At 44.8% G+C, this 10,809-nt stretch carries 11 protein-coding genes; 7 read left to right on the top strand and 4 right to left on the bottom strand.

Annotation, left to right across the window (positions count from 1 at the left end; genetic code table 11):
* Positions 1–124: 124 nt before the first annotated feature.
* The gene (locus tag RH89_RS07190) at positions 125–937 is read right to left on the bottom strand and encodes an OmpA family protein (protein WP_004400647.1); all 813 of its coding nucleotides are present in this window, start codon (positions 935–937) and stop codon (positions 125–127) included.
* A 49-nt stretch (positions 938–986) separates the two neighbouring features.
* Positions 987–1,304, bottom strand: a complete 318-nt coding sequence (locus RH89_RS07185) for an STAS domain-containing protein (protein WP_004400645.1) — start codon at positions 1,302–1,304, stop codon at positions 987–989.
* Positions 1,305–1,704: 400 nt separating this feature from the next.
* Between RH89_RS07185 and RH89_RS07180 the strand changes: the two genes are divergently transcribed.
* From RH89_RS07180 to RH89_RS07150, 7 genes are all read left to right on the top strand, one after another.
* Positions 1,705–2,451 (top strand): substrate-binding periplasmic protein, encoded by a 747-nt coding sequence (locus RH89_RS07180; RefSeq protein ID WP_004400644.1) that lies wholly within the window; start codon positions 1,705–1,707, stop codon positions 2,449–2,451.
* 238 nt (positions 2,452–2,689) lie between these two features.
* On the top strand, positions 2,690–3,730 hold the full coding sequence (gene cobT / locus RH89_RS07175) for a nicotinate-nucleotide--dimethylbenzimidazole phosphoribosyltransferase (protein WP_004400643.1): 1,041 nt from the start codon (positions 2,690–2,692) through the stop codon (positions 3,728–3,730).
* Entirely contained in the window at positions 3,727–4,506 is a 780-nt protein-coding gene (locus RH89_RS07170) for an adenosylcobinamide-GDP ribazoletransferase (RefSeq protein WP_004400642.1), read from the top strand. The genes cobT and RH89_RS07170 overlap by 4 nt, the downstream gene beginning before the upstream one ends.
* Positions 4,506–5,048, top strand: a complete 543-nt coding sequence (cobU, locus tag RH89_RS07165; protein WP_004400641.1) for a bifunctional adenosylcobinamide kinase/adenosylcobinamide-phosphate guanylyltransferase — start codon at positions 4,506–4,508, stop codon at positions 5,046–5,048. Before RH89_RS07170 ends, cobU begins: the two co-directional genes overlap by 1 nt.
* Positions 5,045–5,686: a histidine phosphatase family protein gene (locus tag RH89_RS07160; RefSeq protein ID WP_004400640.1), complete on the top strand. Its 642-nt coding sequence runs from the start codon at positions 5,045–5,047 to the stop codon at positions 5,684–5,686. The genes cobU and RH89_RS07160 overlap by 4 nt, the downstream gene beginning before the upstream one ends.
* Positions 5,687–5,690: 4 nt before the next feature.
* Complete coding sequence (locus RH89_RS07155; RefSeq protein WP_004400638.1) at positions 5,691–7,499, top strand: M3 family oligoendopeptidase; 1,809 nt, start codon at positions 5,691–5,693, stop codon at positions 7,497–7,499.
* A 251-nt stretch (positions 7,500–7,750) separates the two neighbouring features.
* Positions 7,751–8,362 (top strand): hypothetical protein, encoded by a 612-nt coding sequence (locus RH89_RS07150; RefSeq protein ID WP_139063244.1) that lies wholly within the window; start codon positions 7,751–7,753, stop codon positions 8,360–8,362.
* Between the two features lie 51 nt (positions 8,363–8,413).
* Here RH89_RS07150 and RH89_RS07145 read toward each other — a convergent pair whose 3' ends face one another.
* A complete protein-coding gene (locus tag RH89_RS07145) occupies positions 8,414–9,412 on the bottom strand; it encodes an ABC transporter permease (protein WP_004400636.1) in 999 nt (332 codons plus the stop codon).
* A gap of 4 nt (positions 9,413–9,416) precedes the next feature.
* Positions 9,417–10,809: sugar ABC transporter ATP-binding protein (locus tag RH89_RS07140; protein WP_004400635.1), on the bottom strand; the 1,393-nt coding region annotated here is incomplete at its 5' end.

Below are 10,809 nucleotides of genomic sequence, written 5' to 3'. Positions count from 1 at the left end.
ATTCAAAGTCGGTTCACCGGGAAGCATCACGCTTATCAGATCGCCCACATTGACTCGTTCTTCCTTGGCATATGTGCCTGCTGAAAAGCACGCACAAACCATTAAAATAAGGAACAGCAGAGATCTATTCATTGGACACCTCCGCAGGCAGGATTTGATCCGCCTGAAGCAGTTCAATCGTTACACGGCGGTTAGTGAGTCTTACGTGAGGTTCGTTTCCTTCGAATAGAGGATCGGACTTGCCAACAGAATCGACATGAATTCTCTCAGGAGCCAGACCGAAGATACTGAGATATCGCTTCACTTGCTTGGCTCTTTCCATAGCAAGATCTGAATTGTAGTCTTCTCCGCCTACTGAATCCGCATGGCCGGTAACAAGTAGCTTAAATTCAGGATGCTCTTTGAGAAGATGAGAAGCTTCCGCCAGACGCCCAACATATTTGGGATTGAGTTCGTAACTGTTGAAAGCGAATTGGTTGTCGGCATTCAGAAGATCGTACAAGCGCGTCGCTAGGCTTACTTCTACTCGACTTTTTTCATTGCTACCCGGAGGCACACATTCCTCTTTAGAAAGCACATAATCAAGTTGATTTTCCAGACGGCGAAGCAGCTTTCTCTGGATGATTAAGTCGTTTGCGGCATCGTGATGAAGCCCGCCTTCAAGTTCTCTGGCAATTCTGGCTTCGTTGTTCTTGGCATGAAGCACCGTCGCTGGGAAGCACCATTCTGCTTGTTCCAGAATAAGAACGTCTAAGTGTCTTGCTGCCAGTTCCCATTCAAAGCGTAAACCATGCTCGGGACCTAAAGGCTCATCCGGCATAACCGCCGCAAAACTGGCTTGTGGGTAGTGCTCTGCTAAACCGCCTTCACCCTCTGGTGCAAAACTGGTACATCCTGTTACTGAGATAATGATTAGTGATAAGTAGATTAATCTCATGCCTAGCCTCCCGAAAAAAATGACGTGCCTCGACGTGCCGTCTGGTCTGTCAGCTGTTGTTGTTCACTGGAATCGCGTTGCTGATTCGGAGTAGGGTGATCAGTTCAAGCGGCTGCCCGTGTGCGTTTTCAATACGCATGACGCGTTTTTTCTCCACCAGACGCTTGTAGAGATAAACGATGGCTCCAACACCGGATGAATCCAAAAAAGAAACCTGCGATAGGTCGATTTCGACTTCATGATGTGTGTCTTCAAAGATCACTTTGTCGATTTGTGGTTGAAGGCTCTTGCAACCCATTGCATCCATATCACCCAAAACTGAAAGGGTCAGTAATTGAGGGCTCTGTTCTGATCTTTGCATTTCCATGGTGCTTCTCCTGCTATCGGGAAAGTTACGCTATTAGAGTTAGCATGATGTGTGCCAAAAATAATTACTAATAAATACAGTTAGATAAGAAGGTTTTATGACCTTTTCTCAATTTGAGACTTAGAGATTTTGTCAATTTGATAATAGGTGACGAGTTTCATTATCGCTATTTTCAAAATGAGAAATCTTTGTTTACAAGGGGTTAGATCACAAATGGTGCTGAGCCGATAAAGAATGAAAACGACGATGAGTATTGTCTTATTTATGATAAAGAGGGCAGTTGGTGTATCAGTGTATTGATACGGAAATCTCGTGTTACTAGTGTATAGAAAGGGTCGGTTCTGGTGAACTGATCTTTACTCAAGCGCAATCAGGCTAAGCAAATGAGACGGGGTTGAGTATGTTCTTTAAAACGGTTTTTCTTTTCCTGTCGTTATTGTTAGTGCCAGCGGGAAACGCCACGCAAATGAAAGAGCTTATTGGCGTTCAGGATGAGTGGGCACCATTTGCAATGAGTGGCGAGAACAAAGGGATAGCAGTCGATATTGTGACTGAGGCGCTGAAATCTCAGGGGTACATGCTTCGATTCAAAATGATGCCCTTTGCGCGTGCTATTCATGAGGTAAAAAGAAGTCGGGTCGACATTTTGGTCGCCACCTGGTTAACCGAAGAACGCACTGAGTACCTTAGTTACAGTCATCCTTACTTCTACAATAGTGTGAAATTTATCAAACGTAAGGGCGATGGGTTTGAATACTTCGGGATGAATAGTCTGGAAGGAAAAGTCGTCGGAATTGTACGTAGTTATGGATACGGAGACGAGTTTACTAACTCACCTTTGTTTGAGCGCCACCCAGTCGTGGATACTTTGGGAAACCTGAAGAAGCTGGAAGCAGGAAGAATCGACCTCACTTTGGAAGAACCTTTAGTTGCCAAACATATCATGCGCAATGCAGGAATGGATGTTGACCAGTTTGCTTTCACTAAGAACGCGCTTTCCATCAATGCTCTTCATGTTTCCATCAGTAATAAACACCCCAATGCCAATAATATATTACGAGCTTTCAACATCGGTCTTAAAGAAATTAAAAAGAATGGAACTTACTGGGAAATCCTTGTGAAGTACGGTTTAGAAGCCGGAGATTAATGATTGGTTTCAATTTCCTACAGTATTTGTATTTCAGTGATAACACATGGCGTTCTTCTGCGTGTGCCGAAAAAATGGTAGTAATCCATTGTCCATTGCCTTCAAATTGACTAAATCATCTAATTTGTTCAATAAATGCTCTGGTATGAGCTGCTTTAAATATTTGATATTCGGCATAGCCTACGGTGAATCTTGCGGTTAGACTGATTCGCCTAAGTTGTAAAAATAAGAAGAAAAAATGTTAGACCAGACCCATTCTCAATATATAAAAGATGTTATTGACCAAAAAACCAAGCCGCGTGGGGCACTTGGTCTTTTAGAAGATACTGCACATCACCTTGCGTTAATTCAGAGTCAGGGGAAATCTGAACCCGCCAGCAAAATTGAACTCTCCAAGCCACATATGTTGGTGTTTGCTGGCGATCATGGAATTGCGAGAGAAGGCGTTAGCATCGCTCCAAGCGAAGTGACTTATCAGATGGTTCAGAACTTTTTAGCCGGTGGGGCAGCAATTAACTGCTTTTGTAAGCTGAATAATATTGCTCTTTCGGTTATCGACACCGGAATCCTCACACCGATAGAGTCACAACAAAATCACTACCATGTTCAACGCCTTGGCTCCGGTACGGAAAATTTTGCCGAGCAGCCTGCCATGTCTCGCGACACCGCTGAGAAAGGGATACAACTGGGGCGCAAGGTAGTTGATAAATTGTCCGAAGACGGTCTGGACATGCTGATGTTTGGCGAAATGGGCATTGGCAACACCAGCAGTGCGTCTGCGCTTCTGAGTTTGGCGCTTGGCATCGAAGCGGAAGATTCGGTAGGGGTTGGAACCGGGATTACTCAAGAGCAGCTTAAAAAGAAAATTGACTTAGTGCAGAACGCCATTTCACGCTGTAAACGTTCCGGCGTTTCGCATGACCCTATCAACATTCTATCGGAAGTGGGTGGGTATGAAATCGTTCAGATGGTGGGAGCGTTCCTTGCCGCTCAGGAGAAAAACATTCCTGTTTTGGTCGATGGATTCATTGTATCTGTCGCTGGTTTACTTGCTATCCGTATCGAACCAAAAGTTCGAGACGTAATGCTGTTTGCTCATTGCTCGGAAGAACATGCTCACCGTCTGGTTCTCGAAGCTTTGCAAGCCAAGCCGATGATTGATCTTGGTCTTCGCTTAGGTGAAGGAACGGGTGCAGCTCTCGCGTATCCGTTGGTGCTGGCAGCTGCAGCTTTCTACAATGACATGGCGAGCTTTCAAAGTGCTGGAGTAACTGTGTGAACTGGATAAAAACTCAATCTGAGCTTTTCTTTCTTGCGTTGAGTTTTTTCTCTCGGCTTCCCATTCCAGCCTCCACACCTTATTCAGAAGAACGTATGAACCGGGCAGGGCGATATTTCGCTCTTGTCGGAGGGTTACTTGGTTTTCTGTGCGCTCTCTCTTATCTTCTGATGTCTACTCTTTTTTCTGCTGATATCGCTATCTTCCTTACCATGATTTTAAGCCTGATGCTAACAGGTGCATTCCATGAAGATGGATTGACGGATATGGCAGACGGCGTGGGCGGTGGAATGACAACAGAGCGCCGTTTAGCCATTATGAAAGACAGCCGCATTGGTACGTATGGTGCCAGTGCGCTTATCATGGCATTACTTGGGAAGTATCTATTACTCTCAGAGCTTGCAGTGCGAACGGAGTTATTTTGGATCTGGATCGCTGCATATACGCTTAGCCGCACTGTCGCGGCTTCCCTCATATTTAATACGCCATATGTATCCGATTCTGACCAGAGTAAAAGTAAACCCCTTGCGCAAAAGCAATCACCTTATGAGCTTCTTTTTCTCATTTGCTGTGGTTTGCTCTCTATATGGTGGTTAACACCACTTGCTGCTGCGGTAGTAGTATTAGTCGCGCTAGCATTTCGATTTACTTTTAAGCGTTGGTTGGTCTCTCGCCTTGGCGGTTTTACGGGGGACTGCCTTGGCGCTGGTCAGCAACTTATGGAATTGCTGTTTTATTGTGTGGTTCTGGCATTGTTGAATACGGGTAATTTTTGATGGGTAAAACACATCTGATTTTGGGTGGGGCAAGAAGCGGAAAGTCCAGTTACGCAGAAGAGCAGGCGAGTTCGCAGGTTTTGTCTGGTAAAAAGCTTATTTATATCGCCACAGCAACGTCATTCGATGATGAAATGACAGAACGCATTGGTATTCATCAAAAGCGACGTGGAGCTAGGTGGGAGCTAATAGAAACACCCACCGAACTGCCAACTGCGATCAGCCAATTAAATCCAGGAGATACTGCGCTGGTGGACTGTCTGACACTGTGGTTGAACAACGTTCTTTTTGAATTAGGCGATAATGCTCACCAAGATCAGGTGAATGGCAAAATAGACAAACTGCTTGTTGCCATATCAGAGTGTCAGGGGAACCTTGTCATTGTTTCCAATGAAGTGGGCATGGGAATCGTTCCAATAGGAAGAGTGACCCGGCTATTTGTGGATAACGCAGGGTGGATGAATCAGAAAGTGGCAAAAATAAGTGACGATGTCACATTTGTTGCGGCAGGCTTGCCTTTGGTGTTAAAGGGTTCGCAATGAGTTATGACACGTACAATATCTACCTGATTCGTCATGGAAAAGTCGAGGGGGACCCCGCTCTTAACGGCATAACCGACGCGAAAGTTAACGATAAAATACAGGCTCAGATCGCTCAGAGTCTGGTATCGGAATTTGGTACTTTTAAATCTATCATTTGTTCCCCGTTATCCCGCTGTTTGAATTTGGCTAAACTGATATCGTCAGGGAAAACCCATTCTGAACTGGGTTACTCGACACCAAATTTAGTGGTTGAGAGCGCATTTCAGGAAATGTCGTTTGGGGATTTAGATGGTCGTCCTTTTTCTCAGCTCAGCGAGCAATGGAATCTTCTGGAAAAGTTTTGGCAAGATCCTGCATCTAATCCACTGCCTAATGCCGAAACACTGGAAGCTTTTCAGCAGCGAGTTGACACCAAATGGCAATCATTAATCCATACTTGTCAGGAAGATACGCACATCATCACTCATGGTGGAGTGATCAGAATTATACTGGCAAGCGTATTGGGTTTAGATTGGCGAAACCCTGCACTTTACTCTACGTTATCCATCGCGAATGCATCCATCACTCATATAGAACTCAGTCGGGGTGATCAGGTTTTTATTAAAGTGAGGAGCATTGGCGCAAATATAAGGAAATAAAATAATGACAGCTCCAAGCTGGGACCTCAGTGTTGCCTACCAAAGTATTAACGATGCCAAGATAGAAAAGGACATTCACACTGTTGAACAAGGTATCGATCAGCTTAACTATCATTCAAAACAAGGATTAGGCGAAGGAAGTACCCTTGTAGCTCAACTTCAGAAAGGTATTGTCACTAATGAAAGCACAATTAAAACGTTAAGGACGATACTGGTATTTGCCAATTGTTACGCATCTGTTGACTCTACACTAGCTGCAGCCAAGCAACTTATAGGTCGTGCTACAAAATTAAATGCAAACCTACAACAAGCATACAGCCCATATCTCGATAAACTGGCTACTGCTGAACAGTCTGTTATTGAAAAAGTATTGGCAAGCGAAGTGCCAGATATTCAAGCTCAGAAGTTTGCAATTCGCCTGCTAAGGGAGAAAGCTTCTGAACGTCTCTCGGTTGAGCAAGAGCAGTTGCTTTCAGCTCTGGAAGTTGATGGCAAACTGGCTTGGGGAAGAATGTACGATAACCTGACCGGCACTCTAAAAGTAGATGTGGATTACGGAAATGGTGAAAGGGAAGCTTTAGCGTATTCCCAAGCGTCAAGCGAGTTGTTCAGTGGAAATGTAGACAAGCACGAGCCAACATGGCGAGCTATTCAGACTGCCATGGAAACGCATCGTGAATCATTTGCTTCCATTGTGAATGCCCTTGCAGGGTGGCGTCATACTGAGGCGGAAAAGCGCGGAATATCTAACTTCTTATCTCCAAGCCTGTTCGACAGCCGAATATCAGAAGAGACCTTAAATGCACTCATTGATAGTGCAAGAGACAACAAAGAGCTGTCTCAAAAAGCCGCTCGCCTGATGGCAATTGTGCGTGGAGGAGAAACTTTAAAACCGTGGAACGTAAATGCTGCGATGCCATCTCTGACCAATGGTAAAACCAAAGTTTACGAGTTTGATGAAGGCATTCAGATCATCAAAGACGCGTTTACGTCTGTTTCTCCTGAAATGGCTGATTTTGTCGACATTATGGTAAATAATGGTTGGATAGACGCAGCACCTAAACCAAATAAACGTCAGGGGGCATATTGTAATAAATTCCCAGTCTCTCGAACACCACTTGTGTTTATGACTTGGAGCGGTAGCCAGAAAGATTTGATCACGCTTGCACACGAGCTTGGTCATGCCTTCCACAACTGGGTGATGACGGACATGCCGTTAGCAGAAACCTACTACCCAATGACTCTTGCTGAGACGGCTTCAGTATTTGCGGAAAACATCGTACGTGATGCCTTGTTAGAAAAGGCTGAAAGTGATTTAGACAAGCTGGAAATGCTATGGGAAGAACTATTCGCCTGTGAAGGGTTTATGCTTAATATCCCAGTACGTTTTGAATTCGAACGTGAGTTTTACGCTAAGCGCAAAGAATCAGAGCTCACAGCCGATGAACTTTGTGAACTAATGGATACAACCTGGAAAGACTGGTACGGTAGCGTAATGCCAGAATCCGATACTTATTTCTGGGCCAGTAAGCTTCACTTCAGTATTCCCGAAGTCAATTTCTACAACTACCCGTACCTGTTTGGTTATCTGTTCAGTAAAGGGGTCTACGCCCAGCGCGAAATCAAAGGCGAAAGCTTCTACCCAGATTACGTTGAGTTACTGCGCGACACGGGTCGAATGAAAGCAGAAGAGGTCGTACTCAAGCATTTGGGTATGAACCTAGAAGAGAAAGCTTTCTGGCAGCAAAGCATTGATCAGGTTGGTCAAAAAATCTCAGAATTTGAAGCACTTCTAGCGAAGATTAATAGTTAACTCCTTGTTAACCCCAAAGAAAAACTTTGGGGTTACTTCCATCCTAGTGCGATGTCCTTCGCAAATGTCCGATCATGTATCTCTACATATGTAACGCGGTATTGGTTTGTTATACCGATTCAATTAGTTTGCCAAAAGTAACAAGTGGCATATTGGTTAGAAACAAGATAACCATTTTGAATTTCCATGGTGTGAAGTAGGTGTGTAACACGCTGGTTCAGATAGGCTTTCTGATGGTAGATAGGGTTGGTATGAAATACATAATTTGTTTGTTTTTGCTTAGCGTGAGCTTTAGTGGGTTTTCTGAATCCAATAATTCGCTGCAAATAGTACCTCTTGAGGAGCTTTCTCAAAACGAAGGATCTTGGTCATCAGACAAGCCAAAATGCAAAAATATGTATGTTATTCCCGGATCTTCGGTTCGGCTTTCTGTATGTGCGGGTTGGGAAATGACTACTACGTTTGAGCGTGATGGCAAAGTTCTACTTACTGAAACTGACTTTGGGGATGCTGATTTCTACCAGCCGCACTTTGTTAAGACGCGCAACTATGAGCTTCTGATTGCTGAGATTGGTGCCGATCAATCATGGGGTGTGCGTGTATACAACTTAAATGATAGGAATATCATATATTTAGACACGCTTAATATTAACCCTGGTGACAAAGACAGTTATGATTCTCCAGAAGTGGTTGATATTATCGAATTCATCGATCATGGAGCCAAAGTGAATATAAGATTTACGGGAACTCATCATGATTTTGATGATAAATGGGAAATTTTCAACATCGACAAAGATGCCTATTACTACGAGCTAACCGCGGATTCGATTGTAAAAGTTGAAGGCAATAAAACTCAGAAGTAAGAAATTTTCTAGCCCTTTCCTTAGTGTTTTAAGGAAAGGGCTTTAATTGGCTCAGCCAAAATAGCGAACTCTGATCGCATCTATCGCGACGGCTATGAAAATCATGACACCTCCGATGATTCCGACATAAAAAGAAGGGACGGAGATGATCGCCAGACCCACTTGGATTACCGTCAGCAACAACACTCCTCCCAATACACCAACAACATTTCCTCTGCCGCCAAATACACTTACACCGCCGATGATTGGTGCAGCGATGGCGTATAGAAGAAAGCTTTCACCCTGGTTTGAGGTGATCGCCATTTGCCACGATGCCAGAAGAAATCCAGCCAAACCTGCGAGAAACCCCGCGAAGGTATAAGTGATGATCTTGGTACGTTCTACTCGAATCCCCGCAGCTTTGGATGCTACTGGATTCCCTCCGACCGCATAGATACAACGTCCGAGAACGCTTTTACGCAACAAGACTGCGATAGCAATTAGCGATAAAACGAACACCATTGGCATGATTGGCCATCCGCCTGCGAAGGTCGCTTGCCCAATCCAGACATATCCATCAGGAAGGTTGGTGATTGTTTTGCCCTGAGTCAGAGCAAGTAAGGCACCTTGAAGGATGATCATCATTGAAAGAGTTTGAATGAGAGAGACCATTCTCAGTCTTGTTATGCATAGTCCATTAAAGAATCCGATAGCGGTCGCTGTGATAAGTCCAACGAGTACGCCCATCCACCATGGCAGTCCCATTTGTGTGTGAGCCATTGCGCCAATGGCGGACGAAAAACCCATATTGGCAGGGATGGACAGATCGATCTCAGCAACCAAAAGTGGCAAGGCGATAGCTAGCCCAAGCATCCCCAATACGGTTGCCTGTACCATAATGTTTTGCATATTAAAGAGCGTGAAGAAAAACTCATTAAATGCACCAAACAAAATTACCAACGCGATTAACCATATCCACACTACGTTGTGCAGCACCCAGCCTAGTTTTGACGGGCTACTAGAAATTTGCTTTGTCGGTTTCTCTTCTTTGGCTGTGGCTTCCATTTCCATAACCTTACTCCTTGGCTCTCAGGCTGTTACTAGTGAGTTCACTACCAGTCAACTCACGTCGAATCGAGCCTTGCTCAAAAACGCAAACGCGATCAGTAATTCGTGCGAGTTCGTCCGTATCAGTCGAAACGATAATCACGCAAACTCCGGATTCACTCAGCTCATCTATAATTCTGAGCACGTCTTGCTTAACACCTATGTCGATCCCTCGTGTGGGCTCATCCAGAATCAGAAGTTTAGGCTTGGTTGCGAGTACTCTTCCCAAACATACTTTTTGTTGATTTCCACCGCTCAAAGTGTCAACAAGTGCTTCTGAATTGGCAGCCTTTATGTTCATGGATGCAAAGTATTGTTCGCAGATTCGGTGTTCTTGTTCAGAGTCGATAAACCCAGAATGAGAGAGGTGAGTTAAGCAAGAGAGCGATATATTTTGCTCAATAGACATTTGTCCGAGTAAGCCGTCCTTCCTTCTGTCGTCAGAGAGAAAGGCGATACCGGCATCAAAGGCATCGTGTGGGTCTTGAGGTAAAGCTCTGGCACTTTCAGCTCCAAGTTTGATGAAGCCTTTGGCAGGCTGAAGCCCGAAAATGGCGCGAGCGGTTTCTTTCGCACCCGAACCGGGAAGCCCGGTAAACCCGACAATTTCCCCAGTTGCTATGTGAAGGTGCTCTAAGTGAACACCATCACTGTGAATGCCTTTAAAACTGACACCTTCGTCCAATTGCTGGAAGTTATGTGGCTTTCGTTGAAACAGGGAAAGATTATGACCGACTACGAGTTCAGATAAATCTTCAGAGCTAAGTTGGTCAACGTGCTCGGAACTGCCTGTAAGTTTTCCGTCACGTAACACAGAAACCGCATCACACACAGAAAGGATTTCGTCGTTGTAGTGGGAAATAAAGATAAATGTGACTCCTTGACGTTTAAGGCGGCGCATAAAATCGAATAGGTGAGTACGATCTTCAACGCTCAAAGAGGTCGTAGGTTCATCGAGAATAATGACTTTGCCACCACTGAACATGGCGCGAAGTATATTCAGTTTTCTTCGGGCAACCGCGTCTAGCTGACCTGCCAGAGTATTGTGATCGATCCCTGTGCCTTCCAACATCTCCTGTGCGTCGGATTCCAGTTTTCCCCATTGAACGAGGCCGTGGTTGCTTGGCCATATACCGAGCATCAGATTCTCGGCAGCGGTCAAGTGATCAACAATCATCGGTTCCTGTGTAACAAGAAACACTCCCGCTTTTTCCATTTCCCGTACATCAGCATTCTCAACACGAAGCCCATTGAGAATAATGCTCCCCGATGTTGCTGTATTCTGACCAGAAATCAGCCCCACAAGTGTACTTTTACCTGCTCCGTTTTCACCCAGTAAACCGTGAATTGTCCCTTGCTTC

Origin of the sequence: Vibrio nigripulchritudo ATCC 27043, from assembly GCF_000222685.1 — a bacterium.
Lineage (GTDB): Bacteria > Pseudomonadota > Gammaproteobacteria > Enterobacterales > Vibrionaceae > Vibrio > Vibrio nigripulchritudo.
Note: the sequence above shows the minus strand (reverse complement) of the source record. Positions and strands in the feature narration are given on the sequence as shown.

Bases quoted from the DNA above. Each gene is read 5' to 3' on its own strand.
- RH89_RS07190 (WP_004400647.1), bottom strand. From the start codon at position 937: ATGAGATTAATCTACTTATCACTAATCATTATCTCAGTAACAGGATGT.
- RH89_RS07185 (WP_004400645.1), bottom strand. From the start codon at position 1,304: ATGGAAATGCAAAGATCAGAACAGAGCCCTCAATTACTGACCCTTTCA.
- RH89_RS07180 (WP_004400644.1), top strand. From the start codon at position 1,705: ATGTTCTTTAAAACGGTTTTTCTTTTCCTGTCGTTATTGTTAGTGCCA.
- cobT (WP_004400643.1), top strand. From the start codon at position 2,690: ATGTTAGACCAGACCCATTCTCAATATATAAAAGATGTTATTGACCAA.
- cobU (WP_004400641.1), top strand. From the start codon at position 4,506: ATGGGTAAAACACATCTGATTTTGGGTGGGGCAAGAAGCGGAAAGTCC.
- RH89_RS07160 (WP_004400640.1), top strand. From the start codon at position 5,045: ATGAGTTATGACACGTACAATATCTACCTGATTCGTCATGGAAAAGTC.
- RH89_RS07155 (WP_004400638.1), top strand. From the start codon at position 5,691: ATGACAGCTCCAAGCTGGGACCTCAGTGTTGCCTACCAAAGTATTAAC.
- RH89_RS07150 (WP_139063244.1), top strand. From the start codon at position 7,751: ATGAAATACATAATTTGTTTGTTTTTGCTTAGCGTGAGCTTTAGTGGG.
- RH89_RS07145 (WP_004400636.1), bottom strand. From the start codon at position 9,412: ATGGAAATGGAAGCCACAGCCAAAGAAGAGAAACCGACAAAGCAAATT.